Genomic DNA, 25,113 nt, shown 5'->3' with positions numbered 1-25,113 from the left:
CCAAGAAAAAGCGGCCCCTCGCTCGTGACTTCGTGTCCCTGCGCTTCGCTCCGGGTCACGAAGTCGAAGTTTGCGGCTCCGCCGCTCTCCGCGCTTCGCGCGTCGATCACTTGGGGCGGCCCATGTCGGGGGCGCTGACGCGCCGGGGGGTCGGGGTCGATCACTGAGGTGGGCGGGGGCCGGGGGCGCCGACGGACAGGAGGGGGCGGGGTGGGCGAGGTGGTGTCGCCGGGGTTGGCAGTGCCGGGGAGCGGGGCCGGAGCCTGGCCGCGCCATCCGTTGTCCGCGCCCGTACGATGTCGTGCGCACACGTCGGCAAAAACTACGCAAGGGCTGACCACGGATGACCCAGCACGCGACGACCGTCCTGACCACGCTGGCCGGCGAGAGCGGCAAGCACGACAACCTGAACCCGTTGGGCGCCGGCATCGGTGCGCTGGCCGTGCTTCTCGTCCTGCTGTTCGTGGTGACGCGGTACAACAAGGACCGCTGAGCGCCCGTTCGCGCAGCCGGACGCGGGCGTCCGGTTCGTCGAACCTTCCCGCGGTCGCCGGGCCGGCACATTGCCGTCCCGGCGCTTTGCCGTGCGCGTTAAGGTGACGCCAGATCAGGGGCGGCCGGGGGAGGACGCGATGCGCACATTCGCCATGGGCGAGAAGACGAGACTGGACGACTCGACCATCGAGGTGGAGTTCGACGTGTCGGGCGAGGGCCTGGCCGCGTACTGCTTCAGCCTGGGTACGACGGACCTGGACGTGGTCTGTACGGCCCGGCCGGCGTCGCTGACGAGCGCGGTCGCGCTGGTGGCCGGCGGTAGCGGGACTGCCGAGTTCCACGTGGACCTGTCCGCCGTGGACGACGCGGTGGATCGCCTGGTGTTCGCGATCGGGGCGCAGGCGCCCGGATTCGGTACCGGGTCGCTGATCCGCCTGCGGGGCGCCGACGGCGAGATCGGCCGTTTCGTGCTGCCGGTGGCGGACCTGACCCGCGAACGCGCACTGATCCTGGCCGAGGTCTATCGGCGGGACGGCTGGCGGTTCGGCGCGGTGGGACAGGGCTACGAGGCGGGCGTGGAAGAGCTCGTGCGCGACCTGGGCGGGGATCCCGAACAGACGCTGATCGTGGCGGCGGTGCCGGCCGACGCGGAGCCGGTGCGACCGTCGCCGACGGCCGCGACGCCGGACGTGCTCGGCTTTGACGCGACAGCCGCGGAGGCCGAGCCGGAGGCGAACCCCGAGCCGGCCGCGCCGATCGCCGCGGAGCTGGACGCCGAGCCGACCGCGCGGTCGCAGGCGCCGTCGCAGGCGCAGGCGCCGTCGCAGGCGGAGACAGAGGCGCAGGCAGAGGCGGACGCAGACCCGGAACCGGCGCCCGAGCCGGACACGTTGCCCGCACCCGCCGTCCCCGCTGTCGCCACCGCCGTCGAGGAGCCGCCCGCGTCCGCCGCCGTGTACGAAGGTCGTGGCGACAAGGTCCTCTCGATCGCCCGCCCGGTCGAAGCCGGCCCCTTCCTGGTCGAGCTGGAAGCCCGCGGCACCGACAACTTCGTGGTGTGGACGCTGGATGCCGATCTGGAGACGGACAAGCTGCTGGCCAACGCGATCGGCGCGTACCGCGGCCGGGCCCTGGTGGACGAACGCGGTGGCCACACCTCGCGCCTGAAGATCGAGGCCGACGGCGAGTGGACCGTGCGGCTGCTCGCGCCCGAGGCGGCCCGGACGCTGACCGACCGGCTGACCGGCAACGGCCCGGAGACGGTGCGCTGGACCGGCCCGCGCACGGTGCTCGCGATGACCCACGCGGGCGTCAGCAACTTCATCGTCGGCACCTTCGCCGAACACGGCGGAGGCGAGGCGTATTTGGGTACCCTGGCCAACGCGATCGGCGACTACGAGGGCGAGTCGATCCTGCCCAAGGGTCCGTGCCTGATCGAACTCGAAGCCGACGGCGACTGGTCGCTGACCCCCGTCGGCGGCTGAGCCACCCGGCGTCGACACGCCACCGTTCGGGGGTAAATAAAGCGACAAGAGTGGTTTGCTTGATCTGCTGACCCGGTGAACCACGTGTTGCGTCGCCGCGGAATCCGGGCCGTCGCGCTCGCACTGGTCGCCTCCGTCGTGGGGTGTGGAGGCGGCAGTTCGGGCCCACCGGTGCTCAATTGGTACGTGCCACCGGACAACGGGGCCTACCAAAAGCTCGCCGACCGGTGCAGCAGGGCGTCGGGCGGCGCCTATCGGGTCAAGGTCGCGGTGTTGCCCACCGACGCGTCCGGACAGCGTGAGCAGTTGGTGCGGCGGCTGGCCGCCAAGGACTCCTCGATCGACGTGATGGCGCTCGACCCGGTCTTCGTACCGGAGTTCGCCGAGGCGGGCTTCCTGCGGCCGTTCGACCCGGCCGAGGCCGCGGCGCTCACCGAGGGCATGCTGGGCAGCGCGGTGGAGTCCTCGGGCTGGCGCAATCGACTGGTCGCCGCGCCGTTCCGGGCCAACACTCAGCTCCTGTGGTATCGCAAGTCGGTGGCCGCGGCCGCCGGGCTCGACCTGAGCCGGCCGGTCGATTGGGACGACGTGATCACCGCCGCCGAGAAGACGCACAAGACCCTCGCGGTGCCCGCCAAGCGCTACGAGGGCATCACCGTCTGGGTCAATGGCCTGGTCACCGGCACCGGCGGCGCGATCGTGCGGGACGTGGAGAAGGGCGTCGACCTCAAGCCCACGCTCCAGGAGGGCGGTTCGGGCAGGCGGGCCGCCGAGATCATGCGCCGACTCGGCCGCTCGTCCGCAGCGCCGGCCAACCTGGCCACCTCGATCGAGGACGACACCCGCACCACGTTCCAGTCCGGCTCCGGCGGTTTCATGGTCAACTGGACGTACGCGCGCGGCGCCGCGGCCGAGGCGGTGGCCGACGGCCAACTCGGGCGCGAGGTGCTCGACGACTACGGCTGGGCGCGCTACCCGCAGACCGACGCCGGCAAGGCATCCAAGCCGCCATTCGGCGGCATCGCGCTGGGCGTCAGCAAGTACGGCAAGCACACGGCGGCGGCGGTGAGCGCGGTGCGCTGCGCGGGCAGCCTGGAGAACCAGATCACCTACATGCTGGAGTCGAAGGAGACCACGGCCAAGGCCGCCGCCTACGACGACCCGCGGGTACGCGAGGCGTTGCCGATGGCCGGCCTGATCAAGGAGTCGCTCGAACAGGCCGGCCCGCGTCCGCGCACCCCGTACTACAACGACGTCTCGGCGTCCGTACAGCGCATGTACCATCCGCCCGCGGACGTCGACCCGAACACCGCCCCGCGCGACACCGACGACCTGATCACCGGGGTCCTGCACGACAAGGTGCTGCTGTGAGCACGGTATCCACGGTCGACGCCGCGCCTCGGCACAAGAAGCCCCGCAGGCAACTCGACCACGCCCAACGGATGCGGCGCACCGGGTGGCTGCTCTCCGCGCCCGCCGTGGCGATCATGATCCTGGTCGCGATCGCGCCGCTGGCCGACGCGGTTTGGCTCTCGCTCTTCCACAAGCGACTGACCACACCGGAGGCGAACTCGTTCGCGGGCCTGTCCAACTATTGGGTTGTGCTCAAGGATCCGCTGTGGTGGACCGACGTGTGGACCACGCTGGCGCTGACCGTGGCCACCGTGTCGGTGGAGTTCGTGATCGGTTTCGGGCTCGCCCACCTGATGCAGCGTGCGTTGTATCTGCGCCGCAGCCTGCGCACGATCGTGCTGATCCCGTACGGCATCGTCACCGTCGTCTCCGCCTACGCGTGGCGCTACGCGTTCGACCCGTCCACCGGGTTCGTCAACGACTGGTTCGGCATCGACGTCGCGTGGTTCGACCACCGCTGGTCGGCGCTGTTCGTGATCGCCCTCTCGGAGATCTGGAAGACCACGCCGTTCATGTCGCTGCTGCTGCTCGGCGGGCTGATCCAGGTCTCCCCGGACGTGCAGGAGGCGGCGCGCGTGGACGGCGCGGGCCCGTGGCAGCGGCTCACCCGGGTCACCCTGCCGATCATGAAGCAGGCCGTCCTGGTCGCGCTGCTCTTTCGCACGATGGACGCGTTCCGGATCTTCGACGCGGTGTTCGTGATGACCGGCGGCGCCAACGACACCGAGACGGTGTCCTTTTTGGCCTACCGACAACTGGTCAGCCGCACCGCGCTGGGTCTGGGCTCGGCGATCTCGGTGTTGTTGTTCGCCTGCGTGCTGCTGATCGCGTTCTTGTTCATCAAGCTCTTCCGTACCGACGTGAGCAAGCTCGGGAGTCCCACGTGAGTCAGCCCAGCCCGGCCCGGGAGGGCGCCCGCGTCCTGGTCAGCGTCCTGGTGATCGCGATCACCGTGCTTCCGCTGGCCTGGATGGTGTCGCTGTCGTTCAAGGGCGGCGACGACATCAACAACGCGAAGTTCCTCCCCAGTGCCTGGAGTTGGGACAACTACCGGACCGTCTTCAAGAACGACCTGTTCACCGACGCGCTGCGCAACTCGATCGGCATCTCGCTGATCGCCACGGTGATCGCGGTCGCCTGCGCGACCGGCACCGCGTACGCGATCGTGCGGATGGAGTTCCCGGGCAAGCGGCTGATCCTGCTCGGCGCGCTGGCGATCGCGATGTTTCCGACCATCGCGGTGGTCGGTCCGCTGTTCGACATGTGGCGCAGCATCGGCCTCTTCGACACCTGGATCGGGCTGATCCTGCCGTACCTGTCGTTCACCATGCCGCTGTCGATCTGGACGCTGACCTCGTTCTTCAAACAGATCCCGTGGGCCCTGGAGGACGCCGCACGGATCGACGGCGCGTCCGCGTGGCAGGCGTTTCGCTACGTGATCGCGCCGATGGCGGTGCCCGCCGTGGTGACCACCGCGATCCTGGTGTTCTTCTTCGCGTGGAACGACTTCGTCTTTTCGGTGTCGCTGACCTCGACCAACAAATCGCGCACGGTGCCCGCCGCGCTGGCCTTCTTCACCGGTGCCTCGCAGTTCCAGCAGCCCACCGCCGCGGTCGCCGCGGCGTCGGTCGTGGTGAGCATTCCGGTGGTCGTCCTGGTGCTGATTTTCCAGAAGCGGATCGTCGCGGGCATCACCTCGGGCGCGGTCAAGGAGTAGGGACCGATAGATTCTCGCGCCATGAGCGAGCGGAACAGACGTGTCGGTGTCATGGGCGGCACCTTCGATCCCATCCACCACGGGCACCTCGTCGCCGCGAGCGAGGTGGCGGGCCAGTTCGGGCTCGACGAGGTGGTGTTCGTGCCGACCGGGCGGCCGTGGCAGAAGTCCGCCCAGGACGTGTCCTCGCCCGAGGACCGGTACCTGATGACGGTGATCGCCACCGCGTCCAACCCGACCTTCTCGGTGAGCCGGGTGGACATCGATCGCGAGGGCGAGACGTACACCCTCGACACGCTGCGCGACCTGCGCGAGTCCTCGCCCGAGGGGACCGAAATATTCTTCATCACCGGCGCCGACGCGCTGTCCCAGATCTTCTCCTGGCACAACGCGCACGAGATGTTCGAGCTCGCGCATTTCGTGGGTTGCACCCGTCCGGGGCACACTCTGTCCGACCCGGGTTTCCCGGACGGCGGCGTGAGCCTGGTGGAGGTCCCCGCACTGGCCATCTCGTCGACCGACATCCGTGCAAGGGTGGCCGGGGGTGATCCGGTCTGGTACCTGGTGCCGGACGGGGTCGTTCAATACATCAGCAAGCGGGGGCTGTACCGGGGAGCTTCGTGAGCAACGACGACCGGCGCGAGTGGGAGCCTTACGGCACCGAGCGAGGGGACGGCGGACAGACGCAGGAGCCTTACGGCACCACGCGAGGCGACGGCGCGCAGGCGCAGGGGCAGCAGCCCGGATACGGCCCGGACGGCGGCTACCCGGGCTACGACGGGCAGCCGGTACAGCCCGGGCAGCCGGGGCCGAGCGGGCTCGATCCGGTGAGCTTCACCCCGCAGCAGTACTCGTACGACCCCAACGCGTACGGCCAGGGCGGCTACGACCCGAACGCGTATGACCCGAACGCGTACGACCCGAACGCCTATCAGTCCGGGGCCCATCAGGCCGCGGCCTATCCGTCCGGCGGCTACGACCCGAACGGGTACGACCAGGGTCGGGGCGCCGGGACGTACGACCCGAACGGCTACAACGGCGCCGTCCAGGGCGGCTACGACCCGACGGCGTATGCCGCGCCGGAGTATCCGCAGCAGGGCGGGGGCGGTTACCCCGATCAGCAGCAGGGCTATTACGAACCGCAACAGCCCACCGCCCACTACGAGCAGTCGCCCGCGTCGCCGGTGGTGCCGGCGAGTCGGCCGGCGCCCACCGGGCCGCTTCCGGCGGCCGGTCCGGATCCGGCCTCCACCGGGGTCGCGGCGGGCTCGATCCCGGTCCGGCCGGCCGGACTGACGCGCTCGCGGTCGAAGCCGGCCGGGGCGACCGGGACTTCGGCGTCGACCTCTTCTGCTCCGGTCGAGTCCGGGTCCGGTGCCGGCAAGTCCGGGTCGTCGGCCGGGGACGGCCGGGTGCCGGCGCCGAGGGCGCGCCGGTCGGGACCGGGTCGGCCGGGCCGACCCGGCTACGGTTCGGACGAGTTCGCGTTCGTCGACGACGAGAGCGAGCAGGCCGAGGACGTGATCGACTGGCTGTCCTTCGCCGAGACCCGCTCCGAGCGCCGGGACGAGAAGCGCCGGGCGATCCGGCAGCGGCTGATCGCGCTCGCGGTGGTGCTCGCGGTGGCGGTGCTCGGCGTCGGCGGCTACTTCGCGTGGGACACCTGGTTGCGCGACGACAAGAGTGTCGCCGGGCCCGGCAAGAACGGCGGCGTGCTGGTGCAACTGCGCGCCAAGGACGGCCAGGCGTCGGCCAACGCGCTGCTGACCGTCGACCCGGCCAAGAACACCGCGTCCATGGTCAGCGTGTCCTCCGTCACCATCGTCAACTCCGACAACAACTCGTTCCCGCTCGGCCGGCTGATGGCCGACGAAGGCCCGGGCGCGTCCCGGGACGCGCTCTCCGACCTGCTCGGCGTCAAGCTGGACGGCTCGTGGGTGATCTCCGAACCGGTCCTGCAGGGGCTGGTCGACCTGGCCGGCGGCATCCAGCTGAACGCCGACGTCGAGATCAAGAGCCCGGACGGCAAGGTGCTGGTCGGGCAGGGCCGCAATCCCGCGAACGGCGTCGCGGCACTGGCCTTCGCCACCTACAAGCAGCAAGGCGAGCAGCCCACGGTGGCCGGCGATCGGTTCGGCCGGGTCCTCCAGGGCCTGCTGGCCGCGTTCCCGACCCAGCCGGACGCGATCCTGACGTTGCTCGCCAACATGGCCAACCTGCCCGACCCCTCGTTGCCGGACGACAAGCTCAGCGTGCTGCTGGCGAATCTGGCCAAGGCCACGCAGGGGAAGCAATTGCAGGTCCGGGCGCTCCCGGTGTCCCTGGAGGGCATCCTGGACGGCCCGGCGGCGCTGCCGATCGTGCGCGAGCTGCTCGGCGGCACGGTACGCCAGGGCAAGGTCGCCACCGGGCCGACCCGGGTGATGGTGGAGGACGCGAGCGGCAAGGCCGGTGCCCAGGAGGACGCGCACGCGCGGCTGCTCAACGCGGGCGTGACGTACGTCCCGGGCGGCGCCGCGGGCAAGCGCGCCCAGCCGACGTCGACCGTGCAGTACGCCGACGACGCCCGCAAGGGCGAAGCGGACCAGGTCGCGCTGACCCTGCGGCTGCCGCCGACCACGGTGAAGAAGGCCACCGGCGAGATGCTCGCCGACGTGGTGGTCACGCTCGGGCAGGACTACAACCCGGACAGGTCGTAGCCGCGGGTGCGGCCGGCCCCGACCACCGGTCCGGGGCCGGCCGCACTTCGCCGCGGCGACTGGGCGGCGCGCCGACGCCGTCGGTCCGCGAACGGGCGTCGGTTCGTGAACGCGCGAATAACGAGTGGCCGTCGCATGCCCCGCGTGTGAGACCCTGAACGGTAATCCCCTTGTCGTCCGCAGGAAGCGAATCGTGACCGCAACCCCCCACGCCCTGGAGCTCGCCACCGCGGCTGCCGTGGCATGTGCAGAGAAGCTCGCCACCGACGTCGTCGCCTACGACGTGAGCGAGGTCGTCACGATCACCGATGTGTTCGTGCTCGCCTCCGCGTCCAACGACCGCCAGGTCAAGGCGATCATGGACGAGGTCGAGGAAGCGTTGCGCGGGCTCGGCGCCAAGCCGGTCCGCCGCGAGGGCGAGCGCGAAGGGCGCTGGATCCTCCTCGACTACATCGACATCGTGGTGCACGTCCAGCACGCCGAGGAGCGGGCCTACTACTCGCTCGAGAAGTTGTGGAAGGACTGCCCGCGGATCGAGCTGCCGGAATCGGTGCGGCTGGGCAACGAGCAGGCCAAGGCCGCGGAGGCGGCGGAGGGCGCGCTCTGAGCGGGAAGGGGCGCCGTGTCCTGCTGTGGCGGCACGGCCAGACCACGTGGAACGTCGAGCGGCGCTTCCAGGGCCAGACCGACATCCCGCTGACCGATGCGGGGCTGGGCCAGGCCCGGCGCTCGGCTCGGCTGCTCGCGGCACTGCGTCCGGATGCGATCGCGGCGTCCGACCTGACCCGCGCGGTGGACACCGCAGCCGAACTGGCCCGGCTGGTCGACGTCCCGGTCACCCTGGATCCCGCGCTGCGCGAGACGTACGCGGGGGAGTGGCAGGGGCTGACCAACCGGGAGATCGAGGAGACCTTCCCCGAGGAGTTCGCCGCGTGGCGGCGCGGCGAGCCGGTGCGGCGCGGCGGCGGCGAATTGGAGAGCGAGGTCGCCGACCGGATGGCCGAGGCGATCGAGCTCGCGGTGGAGAAGTTGCCGGAGGACGGCACGCTCGTGATCGTCTCGCACGGCGGCGCGATCCGCTGCGGGCTCGGCGCGATGCTGGGCCTGCCCCGGGAGACCTGGGGCGCGCTGGGCGCACTGTCCAACTGTTGCTGGTCGGTGCTGGGCCCCGGGGTGCGCGGATGGCGACTCCTGGAGCACAACGCCGGCACCCTGCCCGAGCCGGTCATCGGCGACGACGTCTGATCCACCCACGACGACGACGACGATCCCGCAGTCGAGGGCGGCCCGGCGGGGCCGCCTGCCTCGACTCCGGGATCGTTTTCGTCTTCCCGTCGCCTGTGCCGCGTGCGGTCAGGTCTCCCCGGCCTGCTTGCGGTACAGCTCCTCCAGGTCGGCGAGCATGCCGTCGGCGAGATCGCGTTCCGCCCGCCAGTAGCGCTCGCTCCACTTGAGCACCAGGGCCGGGAACGGCCAGCGGTCCTGCGCGGAGTCCTCGCTCGCGCGCACCTCCTCCAGCGTGCCCGCCGCGTAGTCGCGGTGCTCCACCAGCGTCTTGCGCAGTTCCTCCGGCTCGCTGAGGTGGCCCAGCCAGACCCGCAGTGCGACGCCGTGCTTGAGCACGGGCGGTCCGGCCGGGGTCTCCCGGGCCCAGGCGGCCAGGGCCTCCTGGCCGGATTCGGTGATGCTGTACAGCCGCTTGTTGCGCAGTTCGTCCTGGGAAGCGATGCGCGAGACGGCGAAGCCGAGCTGCTCCAGGCGCTTGAGCTCGCTGTAGATCTGACTCAGCGCCGGGCTCCAGTAGAAGAAGCGCAGGGACGCGTCGGCCCACTTCTTGAGGTCGTAGCCGGAGCGCTCGCCCGGGAACGACAAGAGGCCGAGTACGGCCCACGCGGTTGCGGGCAGCTTCGGGAGCGGATCCCCCGTCATCGTGGCCTCCATCGGTACGCGTCAACTTTTCCTGATTCTACGTCAGCTTGCTATTGACCTGACTGGTCGTCATACATCTAATTGGAGTATTCCGCCTCGCGCACCAGGAGTACGGCATGCAGTTCTCGATGATCTTCGAAGCCCAAATGGCCAACCCCACGGCAGAGCACGAGCGCGAGGTCATCCTCAACTCCGTGGACCAGGCCGTATACGCCGAGCAGATGGGCTTCGATCGGATCTGGGCGGTCGAGCACCACTCGACCAAGTGGTACTCGCACATGAGTGCCCCGGAGATCTTCCTGACCTGGGTGGCCGCGCGGACGAGTCGGATCCGGATCGCGCACGGTGCGGTCTGTATGCCCTTCAACTTCAACCACCCCGCCCGGGTCGCCGAGCGGATCGGCATGCTCGACACGCTCTCCGGTGGCCGGCTCGACGTCGGCGCGGCCCGCGGCGGCACGCTCCAGGAGTCCTCGCTGTGCGGGGTGGACATCGAGCAGACCAAGGCCCAGGTCGAGGAGGCGCTGCGGATCATCGGCGCCGCGTGGCAGCAGGACGAGTTGGTGTGGCACGGCGACGTGCTCGACATCGAGGGCTCGCACCCGATCCTGCCGCGCCCGGTGCAGACCCCGCATCCGCCGCTGTTCCTGGCCTGCAGCAAGCAGCCGAGCCTGGTCGAGGCGGCGGAGTACGGCGTCGGCGCGTTGGTGCTCGGCTTCGCCGGTCCCGAGGAGGTGGCGAACCTCAACCAGATCTATCGGGACGCGATCAAGGAGCGCACCGGCGAGCGGTTCGTGTCCTCGGTGACCAACGACCACCTGGTCGCGCTGTGCCCGACGATCGTCTCCGAGGACGGCGCCCGGGCCCGCCAGGTGGGTGCGCGCGGCCAGCGCTTCTTCGCACAGTCGATCGCGCACTGGTTCTCCGGTGGCAAGTCCGGCATCCCGGACGAGGCCGTGGTCGAGGGTCGGGACGAGGTGGCGATCATCAACGAGGCCGCCGAGCAGCAGGTCGCCATGCTGCACGAGGCGAAGATCCCGGTCACGGTGAACGCGACCGCCACGTACAACATCAACCACGCCTACGGGACGGCCGAGGATGCGATCGGCTACGTGCAGAAGCTGATCGACGCGGGCGCCGACGAGATCATGTGCCTGATCCAGATGGGCACGATCCCGCAGGAGGACTGCATGGAGACGATCCGCATCTGGGGCGAGAAGGTCATCCCGCACTTCCGGGCCAAGTACGGGGCCTGACGGGGCGGGGCGGCCTGCGCTGGTCGGCCTGCGGGGTGGTTCGCCGGGCGGACTGTGCTGTTGGGCCGCGGGTGGACTGCGGGGTCGGCCGTGGTGGCCCGCGAGGGTCGGCGTAGGGGGATCGAGACTTCGTTCCGGGCGGGATATGCACGTTGTGGTCGTACCGGACGAGGATGGCTCGGCCGGATCCGGTGCGGAGGACCGGGTCCGGCCGGAGTTGTGAGTGCGGCGGGGCGGCGGGGCCGGGTCGGGGGTGCTGACGCGCCTGGGGATGGTCGGGGGGTGGGGCTGGGGGGAGGCTGGGCGTTGGTGTGGGTGAGCGCGGGCTGGTGTGGTCGTGGTCGGGTCCGGTTCGGGAGTCGTGGAGGCGGTACGCATGGCTGATCTGAGTGGCAAGGTGGCGATTGTCACCGGGGCGGCGCGTGGGCAGGGTGAGGCTGAGGCGCGCCTGTTGGCCGAGCGTGGGGCGAAGGTCGTGTTGACCGACCTGCTGGCGGACGAGGGAGCCGCAGTCGCCGCTGCGATCGGGAGTGCGGCTCGGTTCGTGCGGCACGACGTGTCGGATGCGGCGGACTGGGCGGCGGTCGTCGAGGTGGCCGTGCGCGAGTTCGGTGCAGTGCATGTGCTGGTCAACAATGCGGGCATCCTGTGGACCAAGCCGATCCTGGAGGAGACGCCCGAAGGGTTGGATCGCATTCTCAAGGTCAACCTGTTCGGGACCTTTCACGGCATCCAGGCGGTGGCGCCGCTGATGCGGGCGAACGGCGGTGGGTCGATCGTGAACATCTCCTCGCTCGCGGGGCTTCAGGGCATCCCGGGGCACGCGGCCTACGGGTCCTCCAAGTGGGCGATCCGCGGGCTGACCAAGACGGCCGCGCTGGAACTGGGCGAGTACGGGATCCGGGTCAACTCGGTGCATCCCGGCGCCGTCGACACGCCGATGATCGGCAACCGCTTCACGCGCGGCGCGGGCAACTTCCCGACCGTGCCGCTGCGTCGGGTCGGCGAGCCGCAGGACATCGGCGAGCTGGTGGTCTTCCTCGCGTCGGACGAGTCCTCGTGGATCACCGGGACCGAGTTCGTCATCGACGGTGGCTCGATGGCGGGCATCGTGCCGCCGGTGCAGGGGTAATGGCCGCGCCATGCGGCGGCCGGTCGACAACCGTTCGTTTGCCCATTCGGTGTGTTCGAACACCCCGGTGGGCCGGGTCGGCGAGCCGAGCGTAAGCGGCTCCGCGGTCGCCCTCCTGCTCTCCGACGCCGCGTCGTACGTGACCGGCGCGGAGCCGGCCGCGGACGGTGGCTCGACCACCGGGCCGACGGTGAAGTACGTGATGGGCGGCTGAGCGGATGGCAGCCGTGCTGTCGCAGCGTTCGCATCGATCGAGGAAAGGTGACATCCCATGGCGGATCTGACCGGCAAGGTCGCGATAATCACCGGCGCCGCACGCGGCCAGGGAGCGGCCGAGGCCCGGCTGTTCGTGGCGAACGGCGCCCGGGTCGTGCTCACCGACCTGCTTGTGGAGGAGGGTACGAGGATCGCCGCGGAGCTGGGCCAGGCCGCGCGCTTCGTCCGGCACGACGTGTCGGATCCGGCGGACTGGGCCGAGGCGGTCGCCGTCGCCGTCGCCGAGTTCGGCGGCGTGGACATCCTGGTCAACAACGCCGCGGTCTACTGGACCAGGGGCTTCGCGGACGAGACGCCCGAGCGGGTCGAGCGCATCCTCCAGGTCAACTTCTTCGGCGTCTGGCACGGGATGCAGGCGGTGTTGCCCGCGATGAAGGAGCGCGGCGGCGGCTCGATCGTCAACATCTCCTCCCAGGCCGGTCTGGAGGGCATGCCGGGGCACGCGGCCTACGGTGCGACCAAGTGGGCCGTACGCGGCCTGTCCAAGACGGTCGCCCTGGAGGTCGGTGAGCACGGCATCCGGGTCAACTCGGTGCACCCGGGCACGATCGACACCCCGATGATCGCCGCGGTCGGCCTGGAGCAGGGGCCGGGCAGATTCCCGTCCGTCCCGCTGCGCCGGATCGCCGCGCCGGAGGAGGTCGCCGAGGTGGTCGCCTTCGTCGCCTCCGACGCGGCGTCCTACCTGACCGGCACCGAGCTGGTCGTGGACGGCGGTGCGATGGCCGGGATGACCCGGCCCGTCGGCAGCTTCTGAGTCGCCACCCCGGGGTTCGCGGAGCGCCGCCGCGAACCCCGAAGCCTGCCGGGAGTGGTCCCGGGAAAGGCGTTTGGATGCGGCGCGAGGGAGCGTGTAAAGTACTCGTGGTCGAGCGGGTAAGCCCGTCGATCCAGTTGAATAGCGGGGCTGTAGCTCAGTTGGTAGAGCGCTTGCATGGCATGCAAGAGGTCCGGAGTTCAATTCTCCGTAGCTCCACAGACAAGACCGCCTTCCGGATCCGTCCGGGAGGCGGTCTTTTCGTATGCGGTCGCATCCGGCTCGATGGGCGGCGGTAGGGGCGGGATGCGGGCGACGCCGAGCGGTCGCAAATAGTGTGAAAGGCCCGTAGCGGGCATTGTCTCTTCGTGACTACGACGAAGGTGAGCGCGCGATGACGGAGAGTCGGTTCTGGGAACGGGCGATGGATCGGACCATCGTGCCCGGATACAGCCGGATCGGGTACGGGGTGCGCCGCCGGGCCGGATTTCCCGCCGACCCGGAGCCGGCGGCGCTCAAGGGGCGGACCGTCGTGGTGACCGGGTCGTCCGCCGGCATCGGCGAGGCGGCGGTGACCGGCCTGGCCCGGCTCGGCGCGAGCGTGGTGCTGGTCGGGCGCGACGAGGAGCGCGCCGAGGCGGCCCGTCGGCGGGTGGTGGAGCTCGTACCGGGTGCCGAGCCCACCGTGCGGCGCTGCGACGTGGGCAGCCTGCCGGACGTGGCCCGTTTCGCGAAGGAACTGCGCGCCGAGCACGGCCCGCTGCACGCGCTGGTGCACAACGCCGGTGTGATGTCCGCCGAGCGCACCGAGACCGCCGAGGGACACGAGCTGTCGCTGGCCGTGCACGTGCTCGGCCCGCATCTGCTCAGCCGCCTCGTGGCGGCCGACCCCGCGTCCTGCACGCGGGTGGTGTGGATGAGCTCGGGCGGGATGTACACCCAGCGGCTGCCGGTGGACGACATCGAGTACCAACGCGGCCCGTACAAGGCGGCCGTCGCGTACGCGCGGACCAAGCGCATGCAGGTCGTGCTGGCCGAGTTGTGGGCCGAGCACCTGGGCGTCGGCGGCCCGGTCGTGCACGTCACACACCCGGGGTGGGCGGACACCCCGGGACTGCGCGCGTCGATGCCGAACTTCCGCCGGCTGACCGCGCCGCTGCTGCGCACTCCCGAGCAGGGCGCGGACACCGCCGTGTGGCTGTGCGCGGCCGACGAACCGGGCCGCAGCACCGGCCTGTTCTGGCAGGACCGGACCCCGCGGCCGACCCACTACCGGGCGGCGACCCGGGAGAGCCGGCCGGACCGGGCCTGGTTCTGGCGACGCTGCCAGGAACTGACCCACCCGTGGGCGGGCGAGTAGCCGCGCGGACTGGGCCCTACTCCTTTCCGGCGCGCGCCCGGTGTCGGCTCGATTCGGCCGCGGCCCGGGCTTCGGCGTGGTCAGGCGAGCGGGAAGGGAATCCCGTGTTCTTCGATCGGGCGCGGGCCGTGGATGCGGCGATCGGCCTCGGTGATCACCACGTCGTTGATGCTCGCCTCGCGCCGCCGCATCAGACCGTCCTCGGTGAACTCCCACAACTCGTTGCCGTAGCTGCGCCGAAAGCCGCCCGATCCGTCGTGCCACTCGTACTGGAAGCGGACCGCGATCCGGTCGGCCGTGTACGCCCACAGTTCCTTGCGCAGCGCGTAGTCCTGCTCGCGGGCCCACTTCTCGGTCAGGAAGGCCACGATCGCCGGGCGCCCGGTGACGAACCGGTCGCGATTGCGCCAGATCGAATCGGGTGTGTACGCGAGCGCGACGCGTTCGGGATCGCGGGTGTTCCAGGCGTCCTCGGCGGCCTGCACCTTGGCCCGCGCGTCGGCCTCGGTGAACGGCGGCAGCGGCGGCCTCACTCGGACCACCCCGACTGCTCGATCACGTCGACGAAGTTCGTCCGCTCGAAGCCCGGTACGAACCGGTCGAGCACATCGGCCTTGACGTTGCCGAACGTGGTCTGCGGGCGGTGCTCGATGCCCTCGGTGAAGGCGCGCAGGATCCGCCGCTTGAAGTCCGGACGGGGGTGCGCGGCGACCACGGCGGCGCGCGCTTCGTCCGCGATGTCGTCCAGGCCCAGGCCGAGCACGTCCAACTCGACACCGGCGGTCACCAGGGCCACCTCCGGCTCCATCCGGGCGGGGATCCCGGGTGTGGTGTGCAGCGCGATGGCGGTCCACACGATCCGCGCGCGGTCGGCGGACAGACCGTGCCGGAGCACGAAGTCGCGGGCGGCGTCGGCGCCGTCGAGTTCGAAGCGCTGCTGCGAGGCGCGATACCCGGCGGTCAGTCCCAGGTCGTGGAACATCGCGCCGACGTAGAGCAGTTCGGGGTCGAAGGCCAGGCCCAGGCGGCGGCCTCGGAGTGCACCGAACAGGTACACGCGGCGCGAGTGGTCGTACAACAGCGGGGCGGCGACGTCCCGGACCAGCTCGGCGGCCTCCTTGGCCAGGGCGCTGTCGGGGATGTCCACGTCGGCGATGCGATCGGACATGGGAACGGTCCTTTCCGGGTTCCGAACGGGGGAGGAAGACATGCCAAGCCTCGCTCCGCGGGCCCGGTCGCGGCCATGTCCATTCGGACGTCGATCCCTCGGATTCGGACACCGCCCGGCAGGTAGCGTCGAGGTCATGCGACGCAGGAATGTGACCGTGCTCGGGTACGACGGGGTTCGGCTGATGGACGTGACCGCGCCCCTGGAGGTGTTCGGCACCGCCGAGCGGCTGGGCGGCGCGTACACGTTGACGCTGTGCTCGCCGACCGGTGCGCCGGTGACCACGTCGGCGGGCACCCGGCTGCTGGTCGACGCGGCCGCGACGGAGATCGACGGCGCCCACACGCTGGTCGTGCCGGGGTCGGTCGACTTTCCGCAACACGCGCCGGCGGCAGAGCTGCTGGATGCGGTGAGCGCGCTCGCCGCGACCTCCGGGCGGATCGCGTCGGTGTGCACCGGTGCGTTCCTGCTCGCCGGGGCGGGGCTGCTCGACGGGCGTCGGGCGGTGACGCACTGGCGGCACGCGGCGATGTTGGCCCGGCGCCATCCGAGCGTCTCGGTCGAGCCGGACGCGATCTTCGTCCGGGACGACACGGTCTACACCTCTGCGGGGGTGACCGCCGGCATCGACCTGGCGCTGGCCCTGGTCGAGGCCGACGAGGGCGCCGACCTGGCCCGCGAGGTGGCCCGCGACCTGGTGGTGTTCCTGCGCCGACCGGGCGGCCAATCGCAGTTCTCGGTCCCCTCGCGCGCCCGCGCCGGCGCCGACGATCCACTGCGCCCGGTGCTGGACGCGGTCGCCGCAGACCCGGCGGCCGACCACTCGCTGCCCGCACTCGCCCGGCTGGGCGGCTTCAGCCCCGCCACCTCACTCGCCTGTTCCACGAGCGGGTCGGCTCGACCCCGGCGGTCTATGTGGAGGCCGTGCGCATCGAGGCGGCCCAATCCCTCCTGGCCGCCGGCGCCACGGTCACGGCCGCCGCCGCCCACAGCGGCCTCGGCAGCGACGAGTCCCTACGCCGAGCCTTCCTCCGCCGCCTGGGCATCACCCCCTCCGCCTACCGCGCCCGCTTCCGCAGCAGCACCGGCGGCTGAGCCAGGTCGTAAAGATTCGCGTCGGTGCCGTGCGGGCAACGGAGCCGGGTGACCGTCGGACTCGGGCTGGGCCTTGCCATCGCGTGGTACGTGTTGCGTGGGCTCGCCCGCCGCTGGGTCTGGGCCCGGCGCTGTGTGCGGGTGCTCAGCCCGTGGACCGCCCGGCTGCACGCGTGGGTGTTGTCCGCGCCGGTCACCTTTACCTACATCGCCATCTTCACCGCGTCCACGGTGGTGCAACGCACGTCGCCGCCCCGGCTGATCGACCTGCTCACCAAGCTGAACAGCACCAACCTGCTCCGGCTCGGCGACGATCCGCTGGAGGCGCTGCTCACCAGCGCGTTCTGGGTCGCCGACCACGGCTCGGGACTGGCCACCTACGTGGTCGTGTTCGGCACGGTGGTGGCCTGGGCGGAACGCCGCTACGGGTCGCCCAGGATGTTGCTGATCGGCGCGAGCGGGCACGTGTTCGGGTCGCTGCTGACCGCCGCGGTGGAGAAGGGCGCGATCGAGGCGGGCCGCCTCCCGAACAAGATCGCGTTCGCGACGGACGTCGGGGTGAGCTACGTCGAGGTGGGCTCGTGCGCCGCGGCGGTGCTGATCATGTCCGGCTGGATCCGGCTCGCGGGTGCCGCGGTGATGTTCGTCTCGGTCGGCCTGCCGGTGATCGTGGATCACACCATCTGGGACTTCGGGCACCTGTTCGCGACGCTGTGCGGCCTCACCGCCGCGGTGCTGCTGCGCACGGTCGGGCCGCTGCGGACGCCCCCGCCGCTGCGGACGCCGTCGCTGGGGACACCCTTGGTCGTGAGCACTGCGGGCGACCCGGTAGACTTGTGACGTATTCACGCGGGGCTGTAGCTCAGTTGGTAGAGCGCTTGCATGGCATGCAAGAGGTCCGGAGTTCAATTCTCCGTAGCTCCACCGCAATCCCGAAGGCCGCTTCCATCCGGAAGCGGCCTTCGCTCGTTTCGGGCCGCCCGGTGCCTGCGGCCACCCGATTGTCCTCGGCGGCCCGGTCGGCCTCCGGGGGACCGGTCGGCGCTACCCGCGTTACCGGTCCAGACCCGCGAAGAACTCCCGGACGTCGCCGATCAGCAGTTCCGGCTGCTCCAGCGACAGGAAGTTGCCGCCGCGCTCGAACTCGGTCCAGCGCACCACGTTGTGGTCGCGTTCGGCGAATCGCCGGATCGCCACGTCCTGCGGGAGCGCGACGGCCACCGCCGTCGGCACCGTGCCGCGCTCCCTGGGCGCCCACGCGCCCTTGTCGTGCGCCATCTCGTAGTAGAGGTTGGCCGAGGAACCGGCCGTGCCGGTGAACCAGTACAGGCTGATGTCGGTGAGCAGGGTGTCCCGATCCACCGCGTCCTCGGGCAACTCGCTCGCGGTGTCCGTCCACTCCTTGAACTTCTCCACGATCCACGCGAGCTGGCCCACCGGGGAGTCGTGCAGCCCGTAGGCGAGCGTCTGCGGCCGGGTCGACTGGATCGCGTTGAAGCCCATCTTGTCGTCCCGGAACTCCTGGAGCCGGGCCAGCCTGGACTGCTCGCTCTCGGTCAACCCGGCGAAGTCGGCCGGGTCTTCGGACGGGAAGGTGACCAGGCCGTTGACGTGGATCCCGATGACGTTCTCCGGCGCGATGCGACCCATCTCCCCCGCGATCCACGCACCGCCGCCGTTGCCCTGCACGCCGTAACGTGCGTAGCCCAGGCGCGCCATCAGCTCGGTGAACGCACCCGCGATCCGACCGGTGGTCCATCCGGGGCCGGACAGCGGGCCGGAGAAGCCGACCCCCGGAGTGTCGGTGACCACGATGTGGAAGTCGCGCGACAGCGGCTCGATCACGTCGACGAACTGCACGAACGAGCCGGGCCAGTCGTGGATCAACAACAGCGCGGTGGCGTCGGCCCGGGCCGAGCGCACGTGCGCGAAGTGGATGTCCTGGCCGTCGACCTCGGTGACGAACTGCGGGAATTCGTTCAGCCGAGCCTCCGCCGTGCGCCAGTCGAAGCCGTTCGCCCAGTAGTCGGCCAGGCCCCGCAGGTAGTCCGCCGGCACCCCGCGCGTCCAGCCGGCCACGCCCGGGACGTCCGCGGCCCAGCGGGTGCGGGCCAGGCGGTCGCGCAGGTCGTCGAGATCGGCCTGCGGAATCTCGATCCGGAAGGGGCGGATCGCGGTGGCGGTTGCGGTGTTGCTGCTGTTCTCCATGAGAAGAAGACTAGAATCCCATTAGGAACACTACGTTCCCATTGAAGCGTCAGGCTGAGCAAATGTTGGAAACCTCCGCGCGCTTGTTGCGCTTGTTGTCCCTGCTCCAGACACCGCGGGAGTGGCCCGGCTCGGAACTCGCGGACCGCCTGGGCGTGACCGGTCGCACGATCCGCAAGGACGTCGAGCGGCTGCGCGAACTGGGCTATCCGGTCGATGCCAGCCGCGGGTCCACCGGCGGCTATCGGCTGGCCGCCGGCGCCGCGATGCCGCCGCTGCTGCTGACCGACGACGAGGCGGTCGCGGTCACCATCGGCCTGAACACGGTTGCTCGAAGCGCGATGGCGGGCATGGAGGAGACCTCGATACAGGCACTGGCCAAGCTGGAACAGGTGCTCCCGGCGCGGCTGCGCCGACGGGTGCGCACATTGCAGCGGTACGCGGTGCCGGTGCCCGCGGACGGGCCGAGCGCGAAGGTGGACACCGACGTGCTCACCGTCCTGGTTGCGGCCTGCCGGGACCGCGAGCGGCTGCGGCTGGACTACCTCGACCACGCCGGCGCGACCACAGGGCGCACCGTCGAGCCGCAGCGCGTGGTCAACTGGGGCCGCCGCTGGTATCTGGTCGCGTGGGACGTGGACCGCGACGACTGGCGCACCTTCCGGGTCGACCGGATCACCCCGCGCACCCCGACCGGCCCCCGGTTCGCGCCGCGCGAGGACCCGGGCGGCAACGCGGCGACCTACGTGGCCGGCAAGGTCTCCGCGGCAGCCTGGCGACACCGCGCCCGGGTCCTCGTACACGCGCCCGCCGCCGAGGTCCTGGACCGGATCAACCCGGCCGTGGGAACGGTCGAGCCGATCGACGCCGACACCTGCGTGCTGGACACCGGCGCCGACTCCCTCGACACCATGGCCGTGCACCTGGGCATGCTCGGCCACGACTTCGACGTCACCGAACCCCCGGAACTGGTGGCCCACCTACGTACATTGGCCACCCGTTACACCCGCTCGACACCTTCGGATCCGCAGAGTCCCTGACCTCGACGCAGCAACGAGGCCGGATCGATGTCGATCGCGACAGGCACCAGGTGGTCGAGCCGCACCCGCTCGATCGCCGTGGCCACGCAAGTTCCCGTGGTCGGCTCCGGTTCGATCGCGTTTTGCTCCGACGAGGCGGTGCGCACCTGCGGCAACCACAGCGTCTACAGCGCGTGTCAGGGCCGAGCGGCCGACCGTCGTGAGTCCCGGTCGGCCGGATTCGGGCGCGGCGGGCGGTCGCCGGCCCGGGCTCGTGAGCGGCCGCGGACCGGTTCCGACGGCTCCGGGTGATCACGATTGAGGTCTTTCCCGTCACGGTTGCGTGACGGGTCGAACGAGTGGGCGAATGGTCCGGTTTCCGGCCAGTAGTGTCGCCGGACGTGACCCTCACCGCAGTACTCGTGCTGGTGCTCGCGAGCCTGCTCGCGGTCGCCGACTGGGTGGCCGTCGCCCGGGAACGCCTCCCGCTCGATCGGCTCCTGAAACCCGCGGTGATCTGTGCCCTTGTGGTCGTCGTCTGGTCGTTCGACGACATCGACGGGGCACTGCGCGCGCTGTTCAGCGTCGCGCTCGCGCTGTCGCTGCTGCGCGACGTGCTCGCCCCGCGCTGGTTCGCCGGCGCGGTCGCGGCCTCGCTGCTCGCCCACGTCGGCTACGTCGCGGGCTTCCAACGCATGGGGTGGTCCTGGTTGTGGGCCGCCGCCGGCATCGTGGTCGTGCTGTTCGCGGCGGGCTCCTACGCGGTGCGCCTGGTCACCGGCGCGCGCGAGAGCGCGCCGACCTACATCGGCATGGTGCTGCTCTACGTCGGCGTGGTCTCGCTGATGGTGGTCGCGGCGGCGGCCACCGGTCGACCGAGCGCGGTGGCCGGCGCGTTCCTGTTCTATGTTTCCGACACCCTGGTCGGCTGGAACCGGTTCCGCGCCCCGACGCCGTATGCGCCGGTGCTGATCGTGATCGCCTACCACCTCGCACAGATCCTGCTGGTGTTGTCGCTGTCCACCGGGCCCGCCCCGGGACTGTGACCGTCGCGGCCCGGGTGCTGCCCCCGGAACGCGACCGTCCTGCGGTAACCTGAGGCCATGCGTGCCGTACTGCTGCTTACCGGGCCGCGCTGAGCAGTCCGGGTGGAGGACCGCTCCCACCCGACTCGGCGCGGCGACCCCTCCTGAGCGAGGGGTCTTTTCGTTTCCAGAAACGGTCGCTTCGCGCAAGCGACGAAACCGGAAGCAGCCGAAGGCTGCCCACACCCCGATGGTTGAGGACGATGACCGAGATGACGCAGGGTCCTGCCGGCAACACCGACGCCCCGACCGAGCCCTACCGCTACAACGCCGTCCTGGCCGGCGACATCGAGGCGCGGTGGCAGGACCGCTGGGAGGCCGACGGTACGTTCGAGGCGGCGAACCCGGCCGGTCCGCTGGCCGAGCCGGAGAAGGTCGCCGGGCGGCCCAAGATGATGGTGATGGACATGTTCCCGTACCCCTCGGGTGTGGGCCTGCATGTCGGACACCCGCTGGGCTTCATCGCGACCGACGTATACGCCCGGTTCAAGCGCATGACCGGCCACAACGTGCTGCACACCCTGGGCTACGACGCGTTCGGCCTGCCCGCCGAGCAGTACGCGGTCCAGACCGGCACGCACCCGCGGGTGACCACCGAGGCGAACATCGCCAACATGCGCCGCCAGCTGCGCCGGCTGGGCCTGGGCCACGACCAGCGCCGGTCGGTGGCCACCACCGACCCGGCGTACTACCGCTGGACGCAGTGGATCTTCCTGCAGATCTTCAACTCCTGGTACGACCCCGAGGCGCCCGGCGCGGACGGCGGCGTCGGTCGCGCACGCCCGATCACCGAACTGGTCGAGCAGTTCGAGAAGGGCGAACGGGCCACCCCGGACGGGCGCGCGTGGGCCGACCTGGCCGGCACCGAGCGCTCGGCCGTGTTGGACGAGTACCGCCTGGCGTACGTATCGCAGGCTCCGGTCAACTGGGCGCCGGGCCTGGGCACCGTGCTGGCCAACGAGGAGGTCACCGCCGACGGCCGCAGCGAGCGCGGCAACTTCCCCGTATTCAAGGCCAACCTGCGGCAGTGGATGATGCGGATCACCGCGTACTCCGACCGCCTGCTGGGCGACCTGGACAAGCTGGACTGGCCCGAGCCGATCAAGATCATGCAGCGCAACTGGATCGGCCGATCCGAGGGCGCGAAGGTCTCCTTCGCCACCGACGCCGCCCCGATCGAGGTGTTCACGACCCGGCCCGACACGCTGTTCGGCGCCACCTACATGGTGCTGGCGCCCGAGCACGAACTGGTCGACGCCATCGTCGGGGACGCCTGGCCCGAGGGCATCCCCGCGGTGTGGACGGGCGGCGCGGCCACGCCGGCCGAGGCGGTTGCGGCCTACCGCCGATTCGCCGGTTCCAAGAGCGACGTCGAGCGGCAGAGCGAGGGCAAGGACAAGACCGGCGTCTTCACCGGCGCCTACGCGACCAACCCGGTCGACGGCGAGCGGGTGCCGGTCTTCATCGCCGACTACGTGCTGATGGGCTACGGCACCGGCGCGATCATGGCGGTGCCCGCACACGACCACCGCGACTTCGAGTTCGCGCGCGCCTTCGAACTGCCGATCCGCTGCGTGGTCCAGCCCACCGACGACCGCTCGATCGGCGACACCACCGACTGGGCCGACGCGTTCGTGTCCTACGACGCGAAGCTGGTGAACAGCTCCGGCGAGGGCATCGCGCTGGACGGCCTGGGCGTGGTCGACGCCAAGAAGGCGATCACCGAGTGGTTGGCCGAACGCGGCATCGGCGAGGGCACGATCAACTTCAAGCTGCGCGACTGGCTGTTCTCCCGGCAGCGTTACTGGGGCGAGCCGTTCCCGATCGTGTTCGACGAGGACGGCGTCGCGCACGCGCTGCCGGACTCGATGCTGCCGGTCGAACTGCCCGAGATCGACGACTACCGCCCGCGCACCTTCGACCCGGACGACGCGGACACCAAGCCCGAGACGCCGCTGTCGCGCAACGCCGACTGGGTGAACGTCACACTGGACCTGGGCGACGGGCCGCGGCAGTACCGCCGCGAGACCAACACCATGCCCAACTGGGCCGGTTCGTGCTGGTACGAGCTGCGCTACCTGGACCCGACCAACGCCGAGGTGCTGGTCGACCCCGAGGTCGAGAAGTACTGGATGGGGCCGAAGCACGAGGGCCACACCGGCGGCGTGGACCTGTACGTCGGCGGCGTCGAGCACGCGGTCCTGCACCTGCTGTACTCGCGCTTTTGGCACAAGGTGCTGTTCGACCTGGGCCACGTGTCCTCGTCCGAGCCGTTCCACAAGCTGTTCAACCAGGGCTACATCCAGGCGTTCGCGTACAAGGACGAACGCGGTGTCTACGTCGAGGCGAGCGAGGTCGAGGAGCGGGACGGGAAGTTCTTCCTGGGCGAGCAGGCGGTCAGCCGCGAGTACGGGAAGATGGGCAAGTCGCTGAAGAACTCGGTGACGCCCGACCAGATGGCCGAGGAGTACGGCGCGGACACGCTGCGCCTGTACGAGATGTCGATGGGCCCGCTGGACATCTCCCGGCCGTGGGACACCCGCGCGGTGATCGGCTCGTACCGCTTCCTGCAGCGGCTGTGGCGCAACATCGTGGACGAGCGGACCGGCGCGCCGACCGTGGTCGACGAGCCGGCCGACGAGGCCACGCTGCGGGCCACCCACAAGGCGATCGACGGCATCCGCCGGGACATGGACGCGCTGCGCTTCAACACCGCCATCGCCAAGGCGATCGAGCTGAACAACGCGCTGGTCAAGCTGCCGGCCGTGCCGCGCGAGATCGCCGAGAAGCTGGTTCTGATCGTCGCGCCGCTGGTGCCGCACGTGGCCGAAGAGCTGTGGTCCCGACTGGGGCACGGCGACACGGTCACCTACGAGGCGTTCCCGCAGGCGGACCCGGCCTACCTGGTCGAGGACACGGTCACGTGTGTCGTGCAGATCAAGGGCAAGGTGCGGGCCCGCCTGGAGGTGCCGCCGAGCATCGGCGAGGACGAGCTGAAGGCGCTGGCGCTGGCCGATCCGACGGTGCTGGCCGCGCTGGACGGGGCCGGTGTGCGGATGGCGATCGTCAAGCCGCCGAAGCTGGTGAACATCGTTCCGGCATAGGCCGGTCGACGCGGGTCGGCCGCTCGCTCGACGGGCGGCCGACCCGGCGCGGCCGACTTTGCGCGGTGGGCGATTTCCGGCCCGTGTCCGGACCGTTTCCGGTCGGTGACGATCGGTCCCGAACGCGGTGTTTTCCGCCGCGTGCGTATCGAAGCCGCCCGGCGGCGTTAGTGTGAGGGGATACCTTCCGGCCCCGACCAGGCAGGAGACGCCTCGTGGCCCTCGCCGACGTTCCCGCGACCACCGACTCGTTGGCCGACGGCGCCGAGACCTTCGGCGTGGTGCTGGGCGCCGGTGTGCTCGCGTGTCTCGTGCTCGTGGGCGTCGTGGTGGGCCTGATCACGATGATGCGGCGAGCGGTGCGCCGCCGGATCGACCGACACGCTCCCCGGGTCCGCGGCCTCGTGGAGGACGCCACCTCCAGGGCTCGGGCGTACACCCTCATGGGTGGTGCGGCCGAGGCGGCGCGTATGCGTGGGTCGGTGCGGCGCTCGCTGGACCAGACCCGGCGGGTGCTGGAGGCGGGCTACGCGCAGGACGCGCAGCTCTCCGACGCGGTCGCGCTGTTGCGCCGGCTGGACGAATTCGCCAAGACGTTGGACACCGACCTCAAGCTGGTCGAGCGCGAGCCCGATCGGGACCGGGTCGCCCGCGAATTGCCCGGCCTCAAGGAGCGCGCGGACCGCATCGAGCACGCCGCGGCCTCGCTGCGGTGGGCCGTCCAGGATCGCGAACGCCACTTGGGCGAGGACGAGTTGGACCGGCTCGGCACGGATGTCGAGCGCGAGGCCGCGGCCTTGCGCGCGCCCGCGGACGAAAGCCGATCCGAGAGCAAGCGGCTGACTTAGTGCCGTGCCCGGCGACGTCTGCCCCGACGGGGTGAACGTCGCCGGCGGCTGCCTGGTGCCGTGCCCGG

24 protein-coding genes, 2 tRNA genes and 1 pseudogene are annotated in these 25,113 nt (G+C 70.7%); 23 read left to right on the top strand and 4 right to left on the bottom strand.

What is annotated here, in order from left to right; translation table 11 throughout:
* The first annotated feature begins 343 nt into the window (after positions 1-343).
* The 9 genes from ABZS54_RS32360 to ABZS54_RS32320 all read left to right on the top strand — a co-directional run bounded on the left by ABZS54_RS32360 (position 344) and on the right by ABZS54_RS32320 (position 9,053).
* Complete coding sequence (locus ABZS54_RS32360) at positions 344-493, top strand: hypothetical protein (protein WP_020549751.1); 150 nt, start codon at positions 344-346, stop codon at positions 491-493.
* Between the two features lie 139 nt (positions 494-632).
* Positions 633-1,979, top strand: coding sequence for a TerD family protein (locus tag ABZS54_RS32355; protein ID WP_355544166.1), 1,347 nt, complete (start codon positions 633-635; stop codon positions 1,977-1,979).
* A gap of 75 nt (positions 1,980-2,054) precedes the next feature.
* Positions 2,055-3,350 carry an extracellular solute-binding protein gene (locus ABZS54_RS32350; protein ID WP_355544163.1) on the top strand — a complete coding sequence of 432 codons (1,296 nt, stop codon included), beginning with the start codon at positions 2,055-2,057 and terminating at the stop codon, positions 3,348-3,350.
* Positions 3,347-4,279: a sugar ABC transporter permease gene (locus ABZS54_RS32345; RefSeq protein ID WP_355544160.1), complete on the top strand. Its 933-nt coding sequence runs from the start codon at positions 3,347-3,349 to the stop codon at positions 4,277-4,279. The genes ABZS54_RS32350 and ABZS54_RS32345 overlap by 4 nt, the downstream gene beginning before the upstream one ends.
* Positions 4,276-5,109 (top strand): carbohydrate ABC transporter permease, encoded by an 834-nt coding sequence (locus ABZS54_RS32340; RefSeq protein WP_355544157.1) that lies wholly within the window; start codon positions 4,276-4,278, stop codon positions 5,107-5,109. The genes ABZS54_RS32345 and ABZS54_RS32340 overlap by 4 nt, the downstream gene beginning before the upstream one ends.
* Before the next feature lie 21 nt (positions 5,110-5,130).
* On the top strand, positions 5,131-5,733 hold the full coding sequence (gene nadD / locus ABZS54_RS32335; RefSeq protein ID WP_355544154.1) for a nicotinate-nucleotide adenylyltransferase: 603 nt from the start codon (positions 5,131-5,133) through the stop codon (positions 5,731-5,733).
* Complete coding sequence (locus tag ABZS54_RS32330; protein WP_355544151.1) at positions 5,730-7,808, top strand: LytR C-terminal domain-containing protein; 2,079 nt, start codon at positions 5,730-5,732, stop codon at positions 7,806-7,808. The genes nadD and ABZS54_RS32330 overlap by 4 nt, the downstream gene beginning before the upstream one ends.
* Before the next feature lie 193 nt (positions 7,809-8,001).
* Entirely contained in the window at positions 8,002-8,415 is a 414-nt protein-coding gene (gene rsfS / locus ABZS54_RS32325) for a ribosome silencing factor (RefSeq protein ID WP_020549744.1), read from the top strand.
* On the top strand, positions 8,412-9,053 hold the full coding sequence (locus tag ABZS54_RS32320; protein WP_355544173.1) for a histidine phosphatase family protein: 642 nt from the start codon (positions 8,412-8,414) through the stop codon (positions 9,051-9,053). Before rsfS ends, ABZS54_RS32320 begins: the two co-directional genes overlap by 4 nt.
* A gap of 108 nt (positions 9,054-9,161) precedes the next feature.
* On the opposite strand, the gene ABZS54_RS32315 is transcribed toward ABZS54_RS32320, so the two are convergent.
* Positions 9,162-9,737: a PadR family transcriptional regulator gene (locus tag ABZS54_RS32315; RefSeq protein ID WP_355544148.1), complete on the bottom strand. Its 576-nt coding sequence runs from the start codon at positions 9,735-9,737 to the stop codon at positions 9,162-9,164.
* Positions 9,738-9,853: 116 nt separating this feature from the next.
* Between ABZS54_RS32315 and ABZS54_RS32310 the strand changes: the two genes are divergently transcribed.
* From ABZS54_RS32310 to ABZS54_RS32285, 6 genes are all read left to right on the top strand, one after another.
* A complete protein-coding gene (locus ABZS54_RS32310; protein WP_355544145.1) occupies positions 9,854-10,993 on the top strand; it encodes an LLM class flavin-dependent oxidoreductase in 1,140 nt (379 codons plus the stop codon).
* Positions 10,994-11,369: 376 nt separating this feature from the next.
* The gene (locus ABZS54_RS32305) at positions 11,370-12,125 is read left to right on the top strand and encodes a glucose 1-dehydrogenase (protein ID WP_355544142.1); all 756 of its coding nucleotides are present in this window, start codon (positions 11,370-11,372) and stop codon (positions 12,123-12,125) included.
* A gap of 10 nt (positions 12,126-12,135) precedes the next feature.
* Positions 12,136-12,339 (top strand): SDR family oxidoreductase, encoded by a 204-nt coding sequence (locus ABZS54_RS32300; protein ID WP_355544139.1) that lies wholly within the window; start codon positions 12,136-12,138, stop codon positions 12,337-12,339.
* 57 nt (positions 12,340-12,396) lie between these two features.
* The gene (locus tag ABZS54_RS32295) at positions 12,397-13,158 is read left to right on the top strand and encodes a glucose 1-dehydrogenase (RefSeq protein WP_355544136.1); all 762 of its coding nucleotides are present in this window, start codon (positions 12,397-12,399) and stop codon (positions 13,156-13,158) included.
* Positions 13,159-13,304: 146 nt separating this feature from the next.
* Positions 13,305-13,377, top strand: a tRNA-Ala gene (locus ABZS54_RS32290).
* Between the two features lie 175 nt (positions 13,378-13,552).
* The gene (locus ABZS54_RS32285) at positions 13,553-14,518 is read left to right on the top strand and encodes an SDR family NAD(P)-dependent oxidoreductase (RefSeq protein ID WP_355544133.1); all 966 of its coding nucleotides are present in this window, start codon (positions 13,553-13,555) and stop codon (positions 14,516-14,518) included.
* Positions 14,519-14,598: 80 nt separating this feature from the next.
* On the opposite strand, the gene ABZS54_RS32280 is transcribed toward ABZS54_RS32285, so the two are convergent.
* Both ABZS54_RS32280 and ABZS54_RS32275 read right to left on the bottom strand, forming a co-directional pair.
* Entirely contained in the window at positions 14,599-15,060 is a 462-nt protein-coding gene (locus tag ABZS54_RS32280) for a nuclear transport factor 2 family protein (RefSeq protein ID WP_355544130.1), read from the bottom strand.
* Positions 15,048-15,686, bottom strand: a complete 639-nt coding sequence (locus tag ABZS54_RS32275) for an HD domain-containing protein (protein WP_355544127.1) — start codon at positions 15,684-15,686, stop codon at positions 15,048-15,050. The genes ABZS54_RS32280 and ABZS54_RS32275 overlap by 13 nt, the downstream gene beginning before the upstream one ends.
* On the opposite strand from ABZS54_RS32275, the pseudogene ABZS54_RS32270 reads away from it, so the two are divergent.
* The 4 genes and pseudogenes from ABZS54_RS32270 to ABZS54_RS32255 all read left to right on the top strand — a co-directional run.
* A pseudogene (locus ABZS54_RS32270) lies at positions 15,658-16,278 on the top strand (AraC family transcriptional regulator); the annotation flags it as partial. The gene ABZS54_RS32275 and the pseudogene ABZS54_RS32270 sit on opposite strands and share 29 nt — an antisense overlap.
* Positions 16,200-16,781: a helix-turn-helix domain-containing protein gene (locus ABZS54_RS32265; RefSeq protein WP_355544170.1), complete on the top strand. Its 582-nt coding sequence runs from the start codon at positions 16,200-16,202 to the stop codon at positions 16,779-16,781. The pseudogene ABZS54_RS32270 and the gene ABZS54_RS32265, both read left to right, overlap by 79 nt.
* Before the next feature lie 48 nt (positions 16,782-16,829).
* On the top strand, positions 16,830-17,621 hold the full coding sequence (locus tag ABZS54_RS32260) for a rhomboid-like protein (protein ID WP_355544124.1): 792 nt from the start codon (positions 16,830-16,832) through the stop codon (positions 17,619-17,621).
* A gap of 11 nt (positions 17,622-17,632) precedes the next feature.
* A tRNA-Ala gene (locus ABZS54_RS32255) sits at positions 17,633-17,705 on the top strand.
* Positions 17,706-17,834: 129 nt separating this feature from the next.
* Here the strand turns inward: ABZS54_RS32255 and ABZS54_RS32250 are convergent.
* Positions 17,835-18,989: an epoxide hydrolase family protein gene (locus ABZS54_RS32250; protein ID WP_355544121.1), complete on the bottom strand. Its 1,155-nt coding sequence runs from the start codon at positions 18,987-18,989 to the stop codon at positions 17,835-17,837.
* A 62-nt stretch (positions 18,990-19,051) separates the two neighbouring features.
* On the opposite strand from ABZS54_RS32250, the gene ABZS54_RS32245 reads away from it, so the two are divergent.
* The 4 genes from ABZS54_RS32245 (at position 19,052) to ABZS54_RS32230 (ending at position 25,045) form a co-directional block, all read left to right on the top strand.
* A complete protein-coding gene (locus ABZS54_RS32245) occupies positions 19,052-20,029 on the top strand; it encodes a YafY family protein (protein WP_355544118.1) in 978 nt (325 codons plus the stop codon).
* 380 nt (positions 20,030-20,409) lie between these two features.
* Positions 20,410-21,054, top strand: coding sequence for a lysoplasmalogenase (locus ABZS54_RS32240; RefSeq protein WP_355544115.1), 645 nt, complete (start codon positions 20,410-20,412; stop codon positions 21,052-21,054).
* A gap of 242 nt (positions 21,055-21,296) precedes the next feature.
* Complete coding sequence (gene leuS, locus ABZS54_RS32235) at positions 21,297-24,197, top strand: leucine--tRNA ligase (protein WP_355544112.1); 2,901 nt, start codon at positions 21,297-21,299, stop codon at positions 24,195-24,197.
* A gap of 215 nt (positions 24,198-24,412) precedes the next feature.
* Positions 24,413-25,045, top strand: a complete 633-nt coding sequence (locus ABZS54_RS32230; RefSeq protein ID WP_355544110.1) for a hypothetical protein — start codon at positions 24,413-24,415, stop codon at positions 25,043-25,045.
* Positions 25,046-25,113 lie beyond the last annotated feature (68 nt).

It is taken from the genome of Embleya sp. NPDC005575, assembly GCF_040605455.1.
GTDB lineage: Bacteria > Actinomycetota > Actinomycetes > Streptomycetales > Streptomycetaceae > Embleya.
Note: the sequence above shows the minus strand (reverse complement) of the source record. Positions and strands in the feature narration are given on the sequence as shown.

What these genes read in the sequence shown, in the direction of transcription:
- ABZS54_RS32360 (WP_020549751.1), top strand. Translation starts at nt 344, where the DNA reads ATGACCCAGCACGCGACGACCGTCCTGACCACGCTGGCCGGCGAGAGC.
- ABZS54_RS32355 (WP_355544166.1), top strand. Translation starts at nt 633, where the DNA reads ATGCGCACATTCGCCATGGGCGAGAAGACGAGACTGGACGACTCGACC.
- nadD (WP_355544154.1), top strand. Translation starts at nt 5,131, where the DNA reads ATGAGCGAGCGGAACAGACGTGTCGGTGTCATGGGCGGCACCTTCGAT.
- ABZS54_RS32315 (WP_355544148.1), bottom strand. Translation starts at nt 9,737, where the DNA reads ATGACGGGGGATCCGCTCCCGAAGCTGCCCGCAACCGCGTGGGCCGTA.
- ABZS54_RS32310 (WP_355544145.1), top strand. Translation starts at nt 9,854, where the DNA reads ATGCAGTTCTCGATGATCTTCGAAGCCCAAATGGCCAACCCCACGGCA.
- ABZS54_RS32305 (WP_355544142.1), top strand. Translation starts at nt 11,370, where the DNA reads ATGGCTGATCTGAGTGGCAAGGTGGCGATTGTCACCGGGGCGGCGCGT.
- ABZS54_RS32300 (WP_355544139.1), top strand. Translation starts at nt 12,136, where the DNA reads ATGCGGCGGCCGGTCGACAACCGTTCGTTTGCCCATTCGGTGTGTTCG.
- ABZS54_RS32295 (WP_355544136.1), top strand. Translation starts at nt 12,397, where the DNA reads ATGGCGGATCTGACCGGCAAGGTCGCGATAATCACCGGCGCCGCACGC.
- ABZS54_RS32285 (WP_355544133.1), top strand. Translation starts at nt 13,553, where the DNA reads ATGACGGAGAGTCGGTTCTGGGAACGGGCGATGGATCGGACCATCGTG.
- ABZS54_RS32275 (WP_355544127.1), bottom strand. Translation starts at nt 15,686, where the DNA reads ATGTCCGATCGCATCGCCGACGTGGACATCCCCGACAGCGCCCTGGCC.
- ABZS54_RS32250 (WP_355544121.1), bottom strand. Translation starts at nt 18,989, where the DNA reads ATGGAGAACAGCAGCAACACCGCAACCGCCACCGCGATCCGCCCCTTC.
- ABZS54_RS32245 (WP_355544118.1), top strand. Translation starts at nt 19,052, where the DNA reads ATGTTGGAAACCTCCGCGCGCTTGTTGCGCTTGTTGTCCCTGCTCCAG.
- leuS (WP_355544112.1), top strand. Translation starts at nt 21,297, where the DNA reads ATGACCGAGATGACGCAGGGTCCTGCCGGCAACACCGACGCCCCGACC.